Source organism: Ruegeria sp. BF8, from assembly GCF_056538625.1.
The window spans coordinates 264954-282502 of record NZ_JBQFTL010000001.1; the positions used below are offsets into that span (position 1 = coordinate 264954).

A 17549-nucleotide genomic window follows, 5' to 3' on the forward strand; every position below is an offset into this window, starting at 1 on the left:
GCCCGAGAGCGCGTGCTCTCGCGGCTTGGTCGATACTAGGCCATGTTCTCCGCAAGCCAGTGCTCCAGCCAGTGGATGTTGTAATCGCCGCTGTGGATGTCGGGTTCTTGCAGAAGTGCATGAAACAGGGGAACCGTCGTGTCCACACCGTCCACGATCAATTCACCCAAGGCCCGATTCAACCGCGCCAGCGCTTCAGGGCGGTCGCGCCCGTGCACGATCAGCTTGCCGATCAACGAGTCGTAGTAGGGTGGGATCGAATACCCGTTGTACAGCGCCGAATCCATCCGGACACCCAGGCCGCCCGGTGCGTGATACGCCGTGATCTTGCCCGGGCAGGGCGCGAAGTTTGGCAGCTTTTCGGCGTTGATCCGAACTTCGATCGCGTGGCCGTTGATCTCCAGATCATCCTGGCCGAACGACATCGGTTCTCCGGCCGCAACAAGGATCTGCTCGCGAACAAGGTCGACGCCGAAAATGCCTTCGGTCACAGGGTGTTCGACCTGCAGGCGGGTGTTCATCTCAATGAAATAGAACTCGCCATTTTCATACAGGAACTCGATCGTGCCCGCGCCGATATAGTTGATCTTTGCGACCGCATCCGCGCAGACCTTGCCGATTTGGGCGCGTTCCTCAGGAGTGATGCAGGGGCCCGGAGCCTCTTCGAATACTTTCTGGTGACGGCGCTGCAGCGAACAGTCGCGCTCAGCCAGGTGGACCGCATTGCCCTTGCCGTCGCCGAAGACCTGAATCTCGATGTGGCGGGGCGTGGTCAGGTATTTCTCGATATAGACTTCGTCATTGCCGAACGCGGCTTTGCCCTCGGCCCGCGCAGTCATGAAGGCGCTTTCCATTTCGGCCGCGGTCTGCGCGACTTTCATGCCGCGTCCACCACCACCTGCGGTGGCCTTGATGATGACCGGATAGCCGATCTCTTCACCGATGCGCTTGGCCGACTCAAGATCCGGAACGCCGCCGTCCGAGCCCGGTACGCAGGGAACGCCCAGCTCTTTCATGGTGTCTTTGGCGGTGATCTTGTCGCCCATGATGCGGATGTGTTCCGCGGTAGGGCCGATGAACGTGATGCCGTGGTCTTCGACGATCTGAACGAACTCGGCATTTTCGGACAGAAAGCCATAGCCGGGGTGGATCGCCTGGGCGCCGGTGATTTCACAGGCCGAGATGATCGCGGGCATCGAGAGATAGCTCTGGGGGCCGGGTGCCGGTCCGATACACACGGACTCGTCAGCCATGCGCACGTGCATGGCGTCACTGTCAGCGGTCGAGTGCACGGCAACCGTCGCAATCCCCATCTCGCGCGCGGCGCGGATCACACGCAGGGCGATCTCGCCTCGGTTGGCAATCAGGATCTTGTCGAACATGGGCCCGCCTTACTCGATGATGACCAGAGGAGTGCCGAATTCGACAGCGTCGCCATCCCCGACCAGGATCCGCTTGACGGTGCCGGATTTGGGGGCGTGGATGTGGTTCATGGTCTTCATCGCTTCGACGATCAGCAGCGTGTCGCCTTCGGAAACAGATGCGCCAACGGCAATGAACGGGGACGCGCCGGGTTCCGGCTGCATATAGACGGTACCAACCATGGGCGAGGTCACCGCGCCAGGGTGGCTCGCCGGGTCCTCGACGGCAGCGGGTGCTTCGGCGGGGGCAGCAGCGGGGGCTGCGACAGGTGCCGGCGCGGCAGCGGGTGTCGGGACGGCAACTTGCACAGGCGCGGCTGTCGGGCTTACTCGGCTGACCCGGACGTTCAGGCTGTCTTCTTCGCCATATTCCCGTTTCACCTGCAACTCAGTCAGGTCGTTTTCGCGCAAGAGTTCGGCCAGTGCCTTGATGAACGTCACATCCGCTTCGTGTCTGTTGTCTGTCATGAGTGTCCTCGAAGGTTCCCCTTTGGCCCGTCTATCTGCGCGGGCTCTGGTCAATTACGCTGCGTTATAAGGCAACCGCGCGGCCATGAAAAGCGCCGACTGGGGCCGTTCGGCCCCGGTTTCTGCGTTATCGGCAGGGTCCACGACGGTCAGAGCGGCGTGCCGGACAGTTTGGCGACCAGTTCCGGCAGCTTGCGCGCGCCGAATTTCTCGAGCAGCCGGGCGCGGTAGGCTTCGATGGTCCGGTAGCTGAGCCCCAGTTCGACGCCTATTTCCTTGGCCGACAGGCCGCGACAGGACAGGATCGCGACTTCACGTTCGCGTTTGGTCAATTCGACCAGTGGGCGTTCCTCGGAAATGTCGGAGAAGCTCCAAATTCCATGGCGGAATGGGTCATCGGGTGTCAGCGACCGGCCGCGCGCGCGACACCAGAACAAGTCGCCGTTGCGGCGGCGCATGACCCGCTCGTCCGTGTAGTAGCCGGTGTCCCGCATGACCTGAAGACTTCGTGCGCCAATTCTCTCCCAATCGGCAACGGATGGGTACAGGTGCAGCAAAGGCAGGTTGCGGTAGTCGGATTCGTTGCCCCCGAATGTCCGGGCAAACTGCAAATTGCACCGCCGGATGATGCGGTTTTCAAGCTCGACAAGCCCGATAGGTGCGTATTCGAAGGCCGGATCACTCATTTGCCTATCGTGCCGCCAATTCGGCCGGAATTGAAGAGGGCATTGCAGCACAGGATTGCTTTGGCGTCCGAAAGCGATCAGAGCCCGGTGAAAGCCACGACATTGTCAATGTTGTAAAACTGCTTTGAAAAGGGCGGCGTAAATCATATAAATACATGAAGTATTCAGAAAATACGGGGTTGTTTCGAGGGCCACTCGAACACGTTTCGGTGGGGGCATCATGCGTGATTCATTGACGGGCAGCCGTATCCGCGAAAGGCGGCAAATCTCGGGCTTGCGTCAGGCCCAGCTGGCGCGTCAGGTCGGCATTTCAGCGTCATATCTGAACTTGATCGAGCACAATCGGCGGCGCATCGGGGGCAAACTGCTGGTCGATATCGCTTCGGCTTTGTCCGTTGAGCCTTCGGTTTTGACACAGGGGGTCGAGGCGACGCTGATCGCGGCTCTTCGTGAGGCGGCGGCGGATGCGGTCGGCCAAAAGGCCGAAGTTGAGGCGCTGGATGAATTCGCCGGCCGGTTTCCCGGCTGGGCCGCTGTACTGGCACAGATGCATCGTCGGGTGGTTTCGCTGGAACGTACCGTGGAAACCCTGTCAGACCGGCTGACCCATGACCCGCACCTTGCGGCATCCATGCACGAAGTCCTGTCCGCCGCAGCAGCGATTCGGTCGACAGCCGCCATCCTGGCCGAACCGGGCGAGATCGAGGCCGAGTGGCGCGACAGATTCCACCGAAACTTGCACCAGGATGCCGAACGTCTGGCTGAAAGCTCAAAAGCTCTGGTCGCCTTTTTGGACGAAAGCGAGGACACCGGCGAACGGCGCGGGTTGCCGATGGAGGAGGTCGAGGCATTTCTGGAGAAGCGCGGGTTTCATTTGCCGGAACTTGAGACAGGACAGGACCCGGTAACCCTCGCGCAGGCCGAGATGGCCTCTTCCGCCTCAAGATCTGTCGCGCGTCAGGTGCTCGACGCCTATGCGGCGGATGCCCGGGCCATGCCGCTGGAAGCGGTTTCGGAGGCACTGGAGGTCGAAGGCGTTGATCCTCTGCGTCTTGCCGCGCGGTTTTCTGTTGACGTGCCGACAGTCCTGCGACGGCTTGCGTTTCTGCCCGAGGATGTCATGCCGCGCCCGGCTGGTTTGGTCATATGCGATTCATCAGGAAGCATTTTGCTGTTCAAGCCGGTCCCCGGTTTCGCAATGCCGCGCCACGGCGAAGCCTGTCCTTTGTGGCCGGTCTTCAGCGCGCTGAACCGGCCCCTTGTGCCGATCCGAAAACGCGTGACCCTGTTGGGCCGGACGCCGGCGGATTTCGACTGCTTTGCAATCGCCTGGCCTCAACCCGTCAGCGCCTTCGGTCAGGAACCTGTGTACAGATCGGCGATGCTGGTGCTGCCGGTCGAAGAGCCCGGCGTGGCCACCGACTTGCCGCTACAGGTCGGCACGAGCTGCAGGATCTGTCCCCGAAAGCCGTGCGACTCGCGGCGGGAGCCGTCGATTTTGAGTGAAGGTTTTTGACAGTTTCCTGACACAGCGATTAATCTGCACTTGGCAGGTGGCTGGAGGTGCGACCGGTCTTGGGGAGGAAGTGAACATATGAGCCGCAAGGTTCTGTTGATCGAGGATGAACCGAACATCACGGAGGCAATCAGGTTTCTGCTGACCCGCGAAGGGTGGCAGGTCGAAACCCATGCCGAAGGTGAAAACGCGGTTCAAACGATATTGTCTGCGCAGCCTGATCTGGTCATTCTGGATGTGATGCTGCCCGGCAAGAGCGGTATGGATGTTCTGCGCGAATTGCGCGAGCACGAGGAGATGCGCGCCTTGCCTGTTCTGATGCTGACCGCTCGCGGTCAGTCGCGAGACCGCGAGATGGCTGAAAAGGCAGGCGTCAGCCGGTTCATGACGAAACCGTTCTCGAATACCGAAGTGCTGACGGCTGTGCGTGATTTGCACGCGCAGGCGTCACAGTCATGACCACACCGGAAAACGAGCCAGCCCGCCCGACAGGCCCGCGTCCGTCGGTGTTTTTGGAACGGCAGAGTTACCGCCGCCGCAGGCTGGCCGATGCGGCCCGAATGCTGCCCTTTGTCGGCGCGGGTCTGATCTGCATCCCGCTGCTGTGGCCGGATCCGGGGCCGGAAAACTCTGGCGTCCCGTTGTCGTCGGCCATTCTTTATGTCTTTTCATGCTGGGCCGCCCTGATTGTGGTCAGCCTCCTGTTCGGCTTTGCCGCCCGGCGGATGTCGTCCTCGGAGGGGTCCGCGGCAGAGAGTGAGCAATGGCCACGCTGAACGTCCTGATCCTTGTTTGCCTGGGCTACGTCGTGCTTTTGTTCGGCGTTGCGTTTGCAGCCGATCGAATGGCCGCCGCGGGGAGAGGCAAATGGCTGCGGTCACCGTTGATCTACACGCTGTCTTTGTCGATCTACTGCACCGCCTGGACCTTCTATGGCGCGGTTGGCAATGCGGCCCGGTCCGGTCTGGAATTCGTGACGATCTACCTCGGGCCGACCTTGGTGATGATCAGCTGGTGGTGGGGGCTGCGCAAGCTAGTGCGTGTGGGCCGTAGCCAGAGGGTGACTTCGGTCGCCGACTTGATCTCATCGCGCTATGGCAAGTCGAACACCTTGGCCATCTGTGTTACGATCCTCGCCGTGCTGGGGGGCACACCCTATATCGCGCTGCAACTCCAGTCGATAACGCTGTCGTTCTCGATTTTCGCCGAAGCCGACCCTTCGGGCCTTTACCGCGAGGGCGCCAGCGTATTCTGGGTGGCCGCGGGTCTGGCCGTGTTTGCCATTCTGTTCGGCACCCGGAACCTGGATGCCAATGAACGGCACCATGGCGTGGTGACCGCCATCGCGTTGGAATCCGTCGTCAAACTGTTCGCTTTGTTGGCGGTGGGCATCTTTGTCGTCTGGGGGGTGGCCGGAGGCGTCACGCCCATGATGGAGCGGATCGACGCGTCGGAAATCGGGCGTTGGAACGTCGATACCGGACGCTGGATGGCCATTACCTTCCTGTCGGCGGCTGCATTTGTCTGCTTGCCGCGGATGTTTCAGGTCATGGTCGTCGAGAATGACGACGAAAGCCACCTGAGAACGGCGGCCTGGGCTTTCCCGCTCTACCTTCTTTTGATGAGCCTTTTCGTGGTTCCCATTGCGGTCGTCGGGCTGGATCTGCTGCCGGCCGGGTCAAATCCGGACCTTTTCGTGCTGACGGTTCCTCTGTCACAGGGGAATGACTGGCTGGCGATGCTGTCCTTCATCGGCGGTTTTTCGTCGGCCACGTCGATGGTCATCGTGACGGCGATGGCCCTGTCGACCATGGTCTCGAACCACGTCGTGATGCCGATCTGGCTGAATACGCGCGAGAACGCCAGTTCCATGTCAGGCGATGTGCGAAACGTGGTGCTGATGGCGCGCCGGGTTTCGATTGCCGCCATCATGGCCTTGGGGTTCTTCTACTATCGTATGTCCGGTGGCGGCGCCGCGCTGGCCTCGATCGGCCTGGTGGCGTTTGCAGGTGTGTCGCAGATTCTGCCGGCTCTGGTTGGCGGCCTGTTCTGGCGCGGGGCGACACGGACAGGTGCCCTTGTTGGGCTGAGCGTGGGGTTCTTCCTTTGGATCTACACGCTGTTACTGCCGGGAATGGGCGGTAATGTCATGTCCGCCTCGGTCATTGAAAACGGTCCTTTCGGTCTGGGGTGGCTGCGTCCGCAGGCGTTGTTCGGCCTTGATGGTTTGGACCCGATGACCCACACGGTGCTTTGGTCGCTGTCACTGAACACGTTGGCCTTTTGCCTAGCGTCACTTCTGAGCTTTCCCAGCCCGCTTGAACGGTTGCAGGGGGCGCAGTTCGTCAACGTCTTTGATCATTCTGTCGCGCCCGGGGGGTGGACGGGATCCGTTGCCCAGAGTGAAGACCTGATGATCATGACCCAACGGATCCTCGGGGCCGGTCCCGCTCAGGATTTCTTTCAGGCCGAGGCGGAAAAGCAGGGCGTGCGCGGGCGCTGGCCAGAACCTACGCCGGGTTTTCTGGAACGGCTGGAACGCGAATTGAGCGGCTCGGTCGGTGCGGCCACGGCTCATGCCATGATCGGGCAGATCGTCGGAGGTTCGTCCGTTTCGGTCGAGGATCTGTTGGCGGTGGCCGACGAATCCGCGCAATTGCTGGAATACTCCAGCCAGCTTGAGGCGAAGTCGGCCGAACTGAGCCGTACGGCCCGCAAACTGCGCGAGGCCAACGAAAAACTGACCCAGATCTCGCGTCAGAAAGATGCCTTCCTGGGGCAGGTCAGCCACGAGTTGCGCACTCCGATGACGTCCATTCGTGCCTTTTCGGAGATCATGCGGGACACTGACGGGCTGAGCGCTGAGGAATCTCGGCGTTATGCGACAATCATCCATGACGAAGCGCTGCGCCTGACGCGGCTGCTGGATGACCTGTTGGACCTGAGCGTTCTGGAAAACGGTCAGGTCAGCTTGAATATGGGTGATGCCAGCTTGCGGACGGTTCTGGATCGGGCCGTGTCAACGACTATGGCCGGGGCAGACAGCCCTTTGACCATTCTCCGCAATCTGTCTGCCGAGCGCATCGCGTTGCATTCCGATCTGGATCGCCTGGGGCAGGTCTTCATCAATCTGATTTCGAACGCACAGAAGTACTGTGACGCGCCCGAGCCGGTCCTGACGATTTCAGCCCATGATGTCGGCGGCCAGGCGGTGATCGACTTTGTCGACAACGGCAGCGGTATCCCGCCGGACGCCCAGTCGATGGTCTTTGAGAAATTCGCGCGGGTCGGATTTGACAAGGCGGGCGGTGCAGGTCTTGGACTGGCTATTTGCCGTGAGATCATGCACCGGCTTGGGGGAGAAATCACCTATCTGCCCGGGCAGGGCGGCGCAGCGTTCCGCGTGAGCCTGCCATTGCCTCACCGGCAGGCCGCTCAGTAGCGGGCAAGTAAAGGTATTCGTAACGAACAATGGGCTAGACCAGTAGCGAGCAGAATCGAAACTGGCGGACCGTTGCGATGTCAAAGACTGTCAGCGCGGCCTTGGCGCGCAAATTGTCGGCAGGACAAGAGGGGGCGGGTAGCAAATCCCGGGCGCTGCTGCGGGCATTGCGCCTTGCGATTGCCCGCGCCGCGGTCGAACGTTTCAAGCTATCAGCATCCGTCATTGGCGCGAAACAGGCCAGAAGATGCCAGGAAGTCGTCACGAGCGGGCTGGAAGATGGTCAGTTGTTTCTGCTGTTCGCGACCAAAGAGGGCAGGGTAGCCAGTGTTGTCTTGGACGTCGGTTTGGTCTCGGCGGTCATCCAGAAGCAGACAATGGGCGAAGTATTCCCGGACCTGCCCCAGCCTCGCGCCCTCACCGACACCGATGCGGCAATGGTGGTCCCGTTGGTCGAGGACATGCTGGAACGGGCCCGGAAACTGGTCGATGATCAAAGCGATGCGGCCCGCCTGAACGGATATGAGTTCGCCTCACGGGCGGTCGATCGGCGCACGCTGTCTTTGGCACTGGTCGAGGACGGGTATGATGCGTTCGAGTTCACGGTTGAACTCGAGGGCGGTGTACGGCAGGGAACGGTCCTCATCCTGCTGCCGGAAATTTCGGTGGCCGAGGGGCAGGACGGGCACGCAGATTTGGAACCGCTGAAGACGCTGTCGCAAGCCGCAGGCGTGGTTCGGGCCGAACTCAACGCGGTGATTTGTCGGATGCATCTCCCGCTGACAACGCTGTCGGAGCTGGGCATCGGGGATCTGCTGCCACTTGCGGGAGCGCGACTTGATCGGATCGACATTGCCGCGATTGATCGGACCCAGGCCACTACGGGACGTCTGGGCCAATGTGGCGGTCAACGGGCAGTGCGGATCAACGAGTTTCTGCAGCCACCCGCCCCAACACGACCCGAAGCGCAGAGCTTTGTCGAGCACAGGCGAAGGGACGCGCCGGCTGAAATAGCAGATGTTGATTTGTCGCGTCAGGACGCCGTTGCCCAAGACCGATCGCATGCGCAATCCGCAGTGGATAAAGACTTCGCGCAAGCAAGCACCGACCGCCTCGCGTCCGAAATATCCGAATTGGCGGGTCTTCCTGCTCCTGCGGAACGACCCAACGACTGACGTATGAAATCAGGTGTTCGCAGCCCGCATCTGCACCAATGCCGGCCGCAGACCGTCCAGCGCGTAGCCCGCCTTTGCCGTGGCTTCGAGTATTTCATCGGGGCTCATTGTGTCGCACTGCCCAAGGGCCCAAACGACAGAACAGCGGGTGCCCGAGGCACAGTAGGCAAGAACCGGGCCTTCGCAGGACTCGGCAAGGTCGCGCTGCCGTGCCACGTTCTCGGGCGTCATGGTTTGGTGCGTCAGTTCAAGCACCTCAAACTCGAGACCCGCATCCCGCACGGCCTGGCCGATTACCTCGGATTGCATGGCGGCAGGCACTTCGACATTCGGCCGGTTGCAGATGACCTTGACGAAGCCGGCGGCAACGATGGCGGGCACATCCTCGACCGTGATCTGCGGCGAGACGAAATAGCGGGGCGTGATCTGTCGAATCTCCATGCCGATTTCTTAGGTCGCGGAGTCAGCCCTGTCCAGTTCCACGGCGTGGCCGTACTTGCGCAATGCGGTTTCTTCCGCTGCGGCTTTTGCGGATTGATGTCTGTCAAGGCAGTTTGGTCGAAATCAGGTTAATATTCGATCGACTCGCGGCCCAGCGCCGGCCGCCGGATAGTGCGCGGGCGATTTTTTGCTGGGTTTGGGCGGGTCCTGTGTTGGTCTCAATCCTGTTACCTATATCAGGCAGGATGGCAGCATTTGGGAGGATGGCCATGACCACGAACGAGCTTTATTTCGAAGCCGAGCGGCTGGAGCGGAAACTGCACGGGGCAAATCTCGAGACCCGGCTGGCACTGCAGCCCAGCGTCACCAAGGTAATTGAACGCATGCGCGCTCAAGGCATGAGCGTACCATCGCGCTTTCGACGGCTGGACGCTGCCTTGATCGAAGATGCGGTTGAAGCCCAGTTCGACAATATGCCGATCTGACACCGGCGGTCAGCCGAACGATATGCCAAGGATAACCAGCATCAGTCCTATGACGGACAGAAACAGCGCACCCATGTTCCAAGGCAGCACCCGCTGAACGGCAGCCCGCAATTCGTCGTCAGTCAAGCCTGACCGACGAGCCTTCATCACGCGCAGAATGCACCAGACCAATCCTGCCAGCCCGGCCAATGACAGGCTGGCGCCTCCCCAGATGAACACGTCGAACATTGCGCCCCGCATCGTTCTGTTTCGCTGCCGATGCGCTTAGCGGATCGTTGCCGGCGGCACAAGGCAAGCAGCCCCATTGTTCGCTTGCGGCGGACCCGCCGGCACGGTATCCGACATTTTGCCCGTGACCCCGACTAAAGAGATTTCCACTTGGGAGAGACGCATATGGAAGACATGACCGAAGACCAGGCTGCTGCGAACTACCGCGTGACCGCAGGCGAGCTGCGCCAGTTCATCGAACGGTTCGAACGTCTGGAGGCCGAAAAGAAAGACATCGCTGACCAGCAGAAGGAAGTGATGGCTGAGGCCAAGGCACGTGGCTACGACACCAAGGTGATGCGCAAGGTTATCGCGCTGCGCAAGCGTGACAAAGACGATATCGCCGAAGAAGAAGCGGTGTTGGAAATGTACAAGGAAGCCCTAGGCATGTAAGCCTCGGGCCTTCGGAGGCTTCGGTCAGCGACCCAGAAACCGCACTCCCGGCAACTTCTTGAGTCGTTCCAGATCCTGTGTGTAAAGCTCGGAAAACGCCGCGTGGATTTCGGCGCTCCACCCGGGGAAGTCCAGTTCCTCCTCGATTCTGTCCGGCAAGGCGTGCTGCGAAAAAACGGCAGCGAGGCGGTCGTGCAGGAGGGCCGGGTCCGTGTGCCCGACTTGCTGTTGGATCGCTTCAATCTCCCGCTTGCCGTCTGCGTCAACCAGCGAGGATAGCAGCGAGAACTCCTCGGTCAGCGGTATGTCGGCGCTCAGACCGCACAGGCTGCGGATAATGTCCCCCCAGATCAGCGGGCACTCCTCATTGGCCCAGACCGTAATGGAAACGGCGGGGGCAAGATCGTGAATATCCTCGATAAGGGTCAGCCAACTCAGGCAGCTCAGGTCCGTTGACGCCAGAATGCTCTCGCGGGTTTCGTCCGGCAATGCCATCAATACCTTGGGTATGAAGCTGCCCGGATTTTGCAGCCCGATAAACAATTCGACCTCGTGTCCTTCGAAAGCCTGATCCAGCAAGGCCAGCCGACGACCTGCATGGGGATAGAATTGGCCGTCCTTAATGGCGCTGTTCAGTTCGCCGATGAAGTCCACAGTGCTCATGACCACTCGGCCGGTTTCCGGATCATCAGGAATTTGGGCTCTCAAACGCTCGAAGGCATCTGGGGTCAGCTTGCCTTCGTCCAGCGCATTCAGCGGCGTCTTGAATGCCTTCCGGAACCGACGCGGACCAAACAGCACAATGCCGTTTTCCTGCAATACACTGGCATTCGCCTGAAGCGATTTGAGCAGGAGCCCCCCGTCTGAAAAAACCACACCGGAGTGAATGGCCACATGCATGCCGACCGCTGTCCTTGCCCTTCGATTGAATACGTTTCGGGGTTACAGGTTGAACGATAGACAGTCAAACCTGCCATTCTTTCGCCATGATAAAGATTGCCTGAGAATGTCGAAACTTGATTGTGGTCAACAGGACAGCGCCAGAAACGACTGGGTCGAATTGCTTCGCAACCGTCGTTGCCGCGTAACCATCTGTGGCGTCTGTGTTGCAGATAATCGAGGCGATTTTATGTGGCGCCGATTTTCCGCATGTTGTTGCACAATTCCGTCGCAAACCCGCTTGCCTTTATTGAGGCTTTCACCTAATCACAGCGCCATCGGCTCAATGAAATTACATGTGTTTGGATAGGCATGTAATCACATAGGGTTGAAAAGGTGGGAGTGGTTGCCCGTTCTTGCCTTTGCCTGCAAAGGTATCTGAAAGCGTAATGCTTGCCCCTATAGCTCAGCTGGTAGAGCAACTGATTTGTAATCAGTAGGTCCGCGGTTCGAGTCCGTGTGGGGGCACCATCTTCTCCGAAAACTCAAGAAAGTTTGTACTTGTCTGAACGGCTTTCCGGCGGTGCGGTACGTTGTTTTCTATCCATCGTATTTATTTAACGCATCCCGCTCGCTTGGATGCGCTTGGCAGGGTTGTTCTCTGGGGTCTCAATCGCGAGGCCAATTCAGGATATGGCTGCGACATTCTTCTGCCACTTTTGGGAACTGTGTTCGCTCGCGGGTGTACAGATAGACATCACGAACGTCCGACAAATCCTCGATCGGACGGAAGGCAGTGTTTTCCGGCAGAAACCGTGCGACCGTTTCGGGCAGTATGGTCACCCACCGCCCGGTTGCGACCATGGCGATCAACGAGTGAGTGTTGTGCACCGTGATCGCAGACCCTGCGATTACGTCTTCGAAACCCGGATTTTCAATGAGTTGGCAAAGCGAGTTGTGCACGAATCCCTTCGCCGCGACTTGGTTCAGCGTTGGTGGCTCGTGCGCAGTGATCAGGGCGTGATCAGCGGCGGCCACAAGCCCAAACCTGTCTTGAAACAGCGGCTCGGCCCGTATTCCGTTCAAGGGGTGATGGCCCGAGGCAATCCCCACATCCGCCCGCCCTTCGGTGAGGCTGTCCAAAACCTGTCGGGTGTCGGTGTCCCACAGCTCGATCTTCAGGCCGGGAAAGGCGCTGGACAGGTGGTCAAGCAGCGATGGAAACAGCAGTGCTGCCACCGACGGGACGGACACGATCCGGATCAGCCCTTGGGACGCCTTGGCCAGGGCTTCGATGCTTTGGACCGTGTCGTCAAATTGGCGCACCTGATTTTGGGCGAGGGCAAAGACTTCCGCCCCCAGAGGTGACAGCTGGTTCTTTCGCTCACCCAGAAACAAGCGTTTGCCGAGATGTTCTTCAAACTGTTTCAGGGTCATCGAGACCGCAGACTGAGTGCGACCCAGACGGCTTGCGGCTTCGGCAAGATTTCCGGACTGGGCGACTGTGCAATAGCAGCGGAGCATTTCCAGTTTCAGTGACAAATTTCAGATTTCCTAAAGTTAATTTAATTTGTTTGAGTTTGCCTGATGTCCGGGCAGAGGTCTATTCTGTTCGTGAAACGTACCGGATCCGAGGCCCCCTGTGACGAAATTGAACCTGATTGCCGGCGAGTGGATGGCCGGCGACACCGCGATCGAGAACCGCAACCCCTCTGATCTGACGGATGTGATTGGCCTGTTCGCCCAGGCAAGCGCTGATCAGTTGTCCGCGACCCTCGATCGGGCACGTATCGCGCAGCTGGAATGGGCGGCCTATGGGTTGGAACGCAAGCAGGCGGTTCTGATGAGTATCGGGACCGAGTTGATGTCCCGCGCCGAAGAGTTGGGGCGGTTGTTGTCGCGAGAAGAGGGGAAGCCGTTTGCTGAGGGCAAGGGCGAAGTTTACCGCGCGGGGCAGTTCTTTACGTATTACGCGGCGGAATGCCTGCGCCAGATTGGTGAAAACGCGGACAGCGTACGTGAAGGCGTCGAAATCGACGTGCGCCGCGAACCGGTCGGGGTTGTCGCGGTAATCTCTCCTTGGAATTTCCCGACAGCTACGGCCGCGTGGAAGATTGCACCGGCCTTGTGTTATGGAAACGCCGTGGTGTGGAAGCCAGCCAACCTGACCCCCGCCTCAGCCGTGGCGTTGACCGAGATCATCGCGCGTCAGGACATTCCCAAGGGTCTTTTCAGTTTGGTCATGGGGTCAGGCGGCGCAATCGGACAAAGACTGGTTGAGAGCCCGCAGGTGGATGCGATCTCGTTCACCGGGTCGGTGCCTGTCGGCAAGGGCATTGCCGCAGCAGCCATCCAAAACCTGACCAAGGTGCAGATGGAGATGGGTTCCAAGAACGCGTTGGCCGTGATGGATGACGCGGATCTGGATCTGGCGGTGTCACTTGCGCTGGGCGGCGCTTTTGGCGGCACCGGGCAGAAATGCACCGCCTCTTCGCGGTTGGTGGTCCATGCCGCGATCCACGACGCCTTTGTCGAGAAGCTTGTCGCCGGCGCCAAGGCACTGAAGGTCGGGCATGCCCTGGAGGAAGGCACGCAGATGGGACCCGTCGTCAGCGAGCAGCAACTGCAAGAGAACCTGGCCTATGTCGAACTTGGCCAATCCGAAGGCGCCGAGCTGGCGTGCGGCGGGCAACGGCTGGAGCTGCAGCATGACGGGTATTACATGTCGCCCGGCGTGTTCGTGAACACTAACAACACCATGCGGATCAACCGGGAAGAGATGTTTGCCCCGCTGACCAGTGTGATCAAGGTCAACAGCTATGATGAGGCTTTGGCGATCGTGAATGACACGAATTTCGGCCTGACATCGGGCATCGTGACCCAGAATCTTGCGCGCGCGACGCATTTCCGGCGTCATGCAAGAACCGGTGTCGTGACCGTCAATTTGCCCACGGCAGGCACTGATTATCACGTTCCTTTCGGTGGCCGGGGCGAGAGCTCGTATGGACCGCGCGAACAGGGCAAAGCGGCCGCCGAGTTCTACACCACTGTCAAAACCGCCTATATCAGCGCCGGGACCCCGATCTGATGCGGATTGACGGCCTGCAATACGCCAATTGGTCGGAAAAGATCTTCCGGCAATTGCGGGAAGGGGGCGTGGATGCCATCCACGTCACCGTCGCCTACCACGAGAATTTTCGTGAAACGGTTCAGAACCTCGAGAAATGGAACCGATGGTTCGAGTTGTTCCCGGACCTGATCATGAAGGGACGATCGGCCAGCGACATCGACACCGCGCGTGACACCAGGCGTACGGCCGTTTTCTTTGGTTTCCAGAACCCATCACCCATGGAAGACGACATTGGGCTGATTGAAATTCTGTACGATCTCGGTGCCCGGTTCATGCAGTTGACCTACAACAACCAATCCCTGCTAGCGACCGGCTGCTACGAGGCTGAAGACACCGGTATCACCCGGATGGGGCGGCAGGTGATCAAGGAGATGAACCGCGTGGGATTGGTCATCGACATGAGCCATTCGGCCGACCGCTCCACGATTGAGGCAGCCGACCTTTCCGCGCGTCCGATCGCCATCACCCACGCCAATCCGCACGACTGGGCACCCGCCCTGCGCAACAAGCGTTACCCCGTCATCCGCGCCGTGACGGAAAGAGGTGGGATGCTCGGGTTTTCGATCTACCCTCATCACCTGAAGGACAAGTCCGACTGCACGCTCGAAAGCTTTTGCACCATGATTGCCCGAACGGCCGAAAAATACGGAACACAACATCTCGGGATCGGGACCGACCTGTGCCAGGATCAACCCGACAGCGTTGTCGAGTGGATGCGTGTGGGTCGCTGGACCAAGGAAATCGATTACGGCGAAGGATCGTCTGCGAACCCGGGCTTCCCGCCGATGCCAAGTTGGTTCAGGGACAATCGTGACTTTGACAAGATCGAGGCCGGCCTTCTCGCGGTTGGGATGACCCCGACCGAAGTCGCCGGGATCATGGGGCAGAACTGGTACCGCTTCTTTGCGGACAACTTCGGACCGGTCCAGAATTGACCGGCCCTGGTTCGCATATCGCGCGCCGGGATCCGGCAACCGTTATGCGGCTCAGCAGGCTCGGGTCTTTGCACCAGTGCAGGCTCAGCTTCATGCGCGTTCTGACCCGCCGCCTGGCACGCGACAACTGGCGGTTTTCCACGCCGGTGTTCGAGATTGACGAGGCGGGTGTCGGACGGGCCGTCTATGTCGCACAGGGACCCGAACGCGCGTATTCTCTGGTGGCCTTCGCCCATGATCTTCCACCAGAAAAACGGTCGGACCGGGTGATCGCGGATGCTTGGGACGCGACCTTCACCCTATTTGACGGAATCCCTTCCGAAGCCGACCTTGACCGGCTTTCCTGCAATGTTCCGCTGCAGGAGGCCGGCCGGATCAGCGAAACCGAACTGTCGCTATCCCGGGCCAATCGTTCGGTCCGATTGTGGACGAATGTCGTCGAAGCCCTGGCTGACGGTCGACAGCCGGATCTGGAGCAGATCCAAGAGGTTGGCTACCTGATGCGAACCACGGCTGTTTACGGATCGGGAAAATTTGGGGCCGCGGACCGGGAAAACCTTGCAAACCGCACGGAAACCGAGGGGCCGTTTCAGGCCGAGATGCTGTCGGTCTTCCTCACACGCGCCTTCGTGCGGGACCTGGTCGAACACATGGCGCGTGCCAAAGGGGGAAGCAAGGCCGTCAAGATGGCCCCTGATATCGCGCGCCGCCTTGGCATCGGGAATTCCACTGGACTGGGCATGGCGCCCTTCCTGATCAATCATCCGGTCCTGCTGAACAACTGGATCATGGCGCGCGAGGAGGCAATCGCCCGGGTTCGATCCGTGCAAACCGCGACCCAAGAAGAAATCAGTGTATTCCGGTCGGTGTTTGATCGCTGCCTGGTGTCGATTGGCCAATGGCATTCGGAACATCCGATACAAGATCGGAAACTGTCTGCTCTGAAATCAGACCTCGGGGTGATCGCGGACTTTCTCCGCCACTACGATCTTACGGGCCGAAGACCGTGGAACCGTCTGGTGGAGTGGTCGGAAACTGTGCTGAGCGAGGAGGGGCAGGAGTTGCTTCTTTCCCTGATCCTCGAACCCTATTCAGACTTGGTGGACGGTTTGTCAGGATGCATGGCGGATTCAAGCCCGCATATGTACGAGATTGACGGCGCCATGCCGCTGGCCGATGTGCGGCAAGCGATCCGCGACGGTTTCGGTTGGGCGCTGGATCTGGACTGGGGCGCCCGCGAAGCCTGCGCAAGGGTCTGGTATGTATCGGAAGAAAAGCTGGAACCCAGACTGGGTGAGCGCTTTGATGAGCCGGTAGCCGAGTACGAACAACCGCTTGCCCCGGCGCGGGATGCGGCAGCGGCATATTCGGCAATGGCCGATTGGGACACAGCCGCGACCACCGCGGAATTTCTTCTGCGCCATCCCGAACATCGCCACACGATCCGCCGGGCGCAGATCAGCCGCAAGGCCCCCTACAGCGAGATCCGAGACAACACGATTGGTGCATCAGTTCTGCCGATCGACATGCTCCGCGCCAAACTGTCCTTTTTCGGCGCGACGCATTTCGATCCCCGCTCGGACCGTTGGGTCCGTATCTGCATGTATTCAGGCGCGCCGTACCCCGAGGATCTTTCGCCCGAAAATGCCGATTTCTGGGTTTATCCGGAGGTGCCGGAATGAACCTGTCGCTGAACGAGGTCGAAGGACTGGCAAAACGCGCGGCACGTGGGGCGGGTCATCACTGGGGGCCGGCCGAGGACGCCGCCAAGGCGACCCGCTGGCTGTGTCTGCAAGGTTTTGACGGTGCAGCCGCCTTGTCAGCGGTCCTGCGCCAGGAATTTGCCCTTCGGTTTGATGCGCACACGCCGCGGGCCCTCGGGGTGAATTGGCGGGCGCATGGGCAGATGTGCCCGTTGGGGGCGGGGATGCTGCTGTCAGATTGTTCGGAACATCTGGGCCGCGGGCCGATCGTTCTGCATGACGTGGCGGTTCCACTGTTTCTCGTGCCGTTCGCTGGCAACGCTGCACGCCGATTGCAGACCAATGTGACCGTCGTCTGCGATGAACTCAGCGCCACGACGGACGGCGAGTTCGTGGACGCTCCGGATCTTTGGCCGGAAAGCGCCACAAAGGTCACCGTAAGGATCGGCGGTACGCCCAACAAACTGCGCGCCACGCAGACGCGCGCCCTGCCGGCGCCCGCGGCTCTGGCTTTTTTGAACACTCTGGCTCAACGCACCTATGCCCCCGCAACCGAGGAATCTCGCCGCTTGGGCGCCGGCGCTGGTTTGTCCGATAATGACTGAGGA

18 protein-coding genes and 1 tRNA gene are annotated in these 17549 nt (G+C 60.1%); 12 read left to right on the top strand and 7 right to left on the bottom strand.

Annotation, left to right across the window (positions count from 1 at the left end):
* Positions 1-35: 35 nt before the first annotated feature.
* The 3 genes from accC to ACR0LD_RS01290 form a co-directional block, all read right to left on the bottom strand.
* Positions 36-1382 carry an acetyl-CoA carboxylase biotin carboxylase subunit gene (accC, locus tag ACR0LD_RS01280; RefSeq protein WP_170358311.1) on the bottom strand — a complete coding sequence of 449 codons (1347 nt, stop codon included), beginning with the start codon at positions 1380-1382 and terminating at the stop codon, positions 36-38.
* A gap of 9 nt (positions 1383-1391) precedes the next feature.
* Positions 1392-1889 (bottom strand): acetyl-CoA carboxylase biotin carboxyl carrier protein, encoded by a 498-nt coding sequence (accB, locus tag ACR0LD_RS01285; RefSeq protein ID WP_480635387.1) that lies wholly within the window; start codon positions 1887-1889, stop codon positions 1392-1394.
* Positions 1890-2038: 149 nt separating this feature from the next.
* Entirely contained in the window at positions 2039-2575 is a 537-nt protein-coding gene (locus ACR0LD_RS01290; RefSeq protein WP_093962677.1) for a LuxR C-terminal-related transcriptional regulator, read from the bottom strand.
* A gap of 220 nt (positions 2576-2795) precedes the next feature.
* Between ACR0LD_RS01290 and ACR0LD_RS01295 the strand changes: the two genes are divergently transcribed.
* The 5 genes from ACR0LD_RS01295 (at position 2796) to ACR0LD_RS01315 (ending at position 8708) form a co-directional block, all read left to right on the top strand.
* Positions 2796-4091, top strand: coding sequence for a helix-turn-helix transcriptional regulator (locus tag ACR0LD_RS01295; protein WP_170337598.1), 1296 nt, complete (start codon positions 2796-2798; stop codon positions 4089-4091).
* A gap of 78 nt (positions 4092-4169) precedes the next feature.
* On the top strand, positions 4170-4550 hold the full coding sequence (locus ACR0LD_RS01300; RefSeq protein WP_093962675.1) for a response regulator transcription factor: 381 nt from the start codon (positions 4170-4172) through the stop codon (positions 4548-4550).
* Positions 4547-4867, top strand: coding sequence for a hypothetical protein (locus ACR0LD_RS01305; RefSeq protein ID WP_170337599.1), 321 nt, complete (start codon positions 4547-4549; stop codon positions 4865-4867). Before ACR0LD_RS01300 ends, ACR0LD_RS01305 begins: the two co-directional genes overlap by 4 nt.
* Positions 4855-7533, top strand: a complete 2679-nt coding sequence (locus tag ACR0LD_RS01310; RefSeq protein WP_170358315.1) for a sensor histidine kinase — start codon at positions 4855-4857, stop codon at positions 7531-7533. The genes ACR0LD_RS01305 and ACR0LD_RS01310 overlap by 13 nt, the downstream gene beginning before the upstream one ends.
* Positions 7534-7700: 167 nt before the next feature.
* Positions 7701-8708 carry a FliM/FliN family flagellar motor C-terminal domain-containing protein gene (locus ACR0LD_RS01315; protein WP_254429351.1) on the top strand — a complete coding sequence of 336 codons (1008 nt, stop codon included), beginning with the start codon at positions 7701-7703 and terminating at the stop codon, positions 8706-8708.
* 9 nt (positions 8709-8717) lie between these two features.
* Here ACR0LD_RS01315 and ACR0LD_RS01320 read toward each other — a convergent pair whose 3' ends face one another.
* Complete coding sequence (locus ACR0LD_RS01320; protein ID WP_093962671.1) at positions 8718-9149, bottom strand: protein tyrosine phosphatase family protein; 432 nt, start codon at positions 9147-9149, stop codon at positions 8718-8720.
* 269 nt (positions 9150-9418) lie between these two features.
* On the opposite strand from ACR0LD_RS01320, the gene ACR0LD_RS01325 reads away from it, so the two are divergent.
* A complete protein-coding gene (locus tag ACR0LD_RS01325; RefSeq protein ID WP_170337604.1) occupies positions 9419-9634 on the top strand; it encodes a hypothetical protein in 216 nt (71 codons plus the stop codon).
* Positions 9635-9643: 9 nt separating this feature from the next.
* Here the strand turns inward: ACR0LD_RS01325 and ACR0LD_RS01330 are convergent, their stop codons facing one another.
* Positions 9644-9862, bottom strand: coding sequence for a hypothetical protein (locus ACR0LD_RS01330; protein ID WP_170339991.1), 219 nt, complete (start codon positions 9860-9862; stop codon positions 9644-9646).
* Positions 9863-10027: 165 nt separating this feature from the next.
* Between ACR0LD_RS01330 and ACR0LD_RS01335 the strand changes: the two genes are divergently transcribed.
* On the top strand, positions 10028-10294 hold the full coding sequence (locus ACR0LD_RS01335; RefSeq protein ID WP_093962669.1) for a DUF2312 domain-containing protein: 267 nt from the start codon (positions 10028-10030) through the stop codon (positions 10292-10294).
* 24 nt (positions 10295-10318) lie between these two features.
* On the opposite strand, the gene ACR0LD_RS01340 is transcribed toward ACR0LD_RS01335, so the two are convergent.
* The gene (locus tag ACR0LD_RS01340) at positions 10319-11194 is read right to left on the bottom strand and encodes a hypothetical protein (RefSeq protein WP_170458407.1); all 876 of its coding nucleotides are present in this window, start codon (positions 11192-11194) and stop codon (positions 10319-10321) included.
* Positions 11195-11628: 434 nt separating this feature from the next.
* Here ACR0LD_RS01340 and ACR0LD_RS01345 point away from each other — a divergent pair.
* A tRNA-Thr gene (locus ACR0LD_RS01345) sits at positions 11629-11704 on the top strand.
* Positions 11705-11842: 138 nt separating this feature from the next.
* On the opposite strand, the gene ACR0LD_RS01350 is transcribed toward ACR0LD_RS01345, so the two are convergent.
* On the bottom strand, positions 11843-12715 hold the full coding sequence (locus ACR0LD_RS01350) for a LysR family transcriptional regulator (RefSeq protein WP_480635392.1): 873 nt from the start codon (positions 12713-12715) through the stop codon (positions 11843-11845).
* Between the two features lie 133 nt (positions 12716-12848).
* Between ACR0LD_RS01350 and ACR0LD_RS01355 the strand changes: the two genes are divergently transcribed.
* From ACR0LD_RS01355 to ACR0LD_RS01370, 4 genes are read left to right on the top strand one after another with little or no spacing between them, the layout of a single operon-like run.
* The gene (locus ACR0LD_RS01355; RefSeq protein ID WP_174821279.1) at positions 12849-14261 is read left to right on the top strand and encodes an aldehyde dehydrogenase family protein; all 1413 of its coding nucleotides are present in this window, start codon (positions 12849-12851) and stop codon (positions 14259-14261) included.
* A complete protein-coding gene (locus ACR0LD_RS01360) occupies positions 14261-15238 on the top strand; it encodes a membrane dipeptidase (RefSeq protein WP_480635394.1) in 978 nt (325 codons plus the stop codon). The genes ACR0LD_RS01355 and ACR0LD_RS01360 overlap by 1 nt, the downstream gene beginning before the upstream one ends.
* Positions 15239-15282: 44 nt before the next feature.
* A complete protein-coding gene (locus tag ACR0LD_RS01365; RefSeq protein ID WP_170435500.1) occupies positions 15283-16920 on the top strand; it encodes a hypothetical protein in 1638 nt (545 codons plus the stop codon).
* Entirely contained in the window at positions 16917-17546 is a 630-nt protein-coding gene (locus ACR0LD_RS01370) for a DUF3726 domain-containing protein (RefSeq protein WP_480635396.1), read from the top strand. Before ACR0LD_RS01365 ends, ACR0LD_RS01370 begins: the two co-directional genes overlap by 4 nt.
* The last annotated feature ends 3 nt before the right edge of the window (positions 17547-17549 follow it).

What these genes read in the sequence shown, in the direction of transcription:
- ACR0LD_RS01330 (WP_170339991.1), bottom strand. Translation starts at nt 9,862, where the DNA reads ATGTTCGACGTGTTCATCTGGGGAGGCGCCAGCCTGTCATTGGCCGGG.
- ACR0LD_RS01300 (WP_093962675.1), top strand. Translation starts at nt 4,170, where the DNA reads ATGAGCCGCAAGGTTCTGTTGATCGAGGATGAACCGAACATCACGGAG.
- ACR0LD_RS01370 (WP_480635396.1), top strand. Translation starts at nt 16,917, where the DNA reads ATGAACCTGTCGCTGAACGAGGTCGAAGGACTGGCAAAACGCGCGGCA.
- accC (WP_170358311.1), bottom strand. Translation starts at nt 1,382, where the DNA reads ATGTTCGACAAGATCCTGATTGCCAACCGAGGCGAGATCGCCCTGCGT.
- ACR0LD_RS01365 (WP_170435500.1), top strand. Translation starts at nt 15,283, where the DNA reads ATGCGGCTCAGCAGGCTCGGGTCTTTGCACCAGTGCAGGCTCAGCTTC.
- ACR0LD_RS01340 (WP_170458407.1), bottom strand. Translation starts at nt 11,194, where the DNA reads ATGCATGTGGCCATTCACTCCGGTGTGGTTTTTTCAGACGGGGGGCTC.
- ACR0LD_RS01325 (WP_170337604.1), top strand. Translation starts at nt 9,419, where the DNA reads ATGACCACGAACGAGCTTTATTTCGAAGCCGAGCGGCTGGAGCGGAAA.
- ACR0LD_RS01295 (WP_170337598.1), top strand. Translation starts at nt 2,796, where the DNA reads ATGCGTGATTCATTGACGGGCAGCCGTATCCGCGAAAGGCGGCAAATC.
- ACR0LD_RS01305 (WP_170337599.1), top strand. Translation starts at nt 4,547, where the DNA reads ATGACCACACCGGAAAACGAGCCAGCCCGCCCGACAGGCCCGCGTCCG.
- ACR0LD_RS01310 (WP_170358315.1), top strand. Translation starts at nt 4,855, where the DNA reads ATGGCCACGCTGAACGTCCTGATCCTTGTTTGCCTGGGCTACGTCGTG.
- ACR0LD_RS01335 (WP_093962669.1), top strand. Translation starts at nt 10,028, where the DNA reads ATGGAAGACATGACCGAAGACCAGGCTGCTGCGAACTACCGCGTGACC.
- accB (WP_480635387.1), bottom strand. Translation starts at nt 1,889, where the DNA reads ATGACAGACAACAGACACGAAGCGGATGTGACGTTCATCAAGGCACTG.
- ACR0LD_RS01320 (WP_093962671.1), bottom strand. Translation starts at nt 9,149, where the DNA reads ATGGAGATTCGACAGATCACGCCCCGCTATTTCGTCTCGCCGCAGATC.
- ACR0LD_RS01360 (WP_480635394.1), top strand. Translation starts at nt 14,261, where the DNA reads ATGCGGATTGACGGCCTGCAATACGCCAATTGGTCGGAAAAGATCTTC.
- ACR0LD_RS01290 (WP_093962677.1), bottom strand. Translation starts at nt 2,575, where the DNA reads ATGAGTGATCCGGCCTTCGAATACGCACCTATCGGGCTTGTCGAGCTT.
- ACR0LD_RS01355 (WP_174821279.1), top strand. Translation starts at nt 12,849, where the DNA reads ATGGCCGGCGACACCGCGATCGAGAACCGCAACCCCTCTGATCTGACG.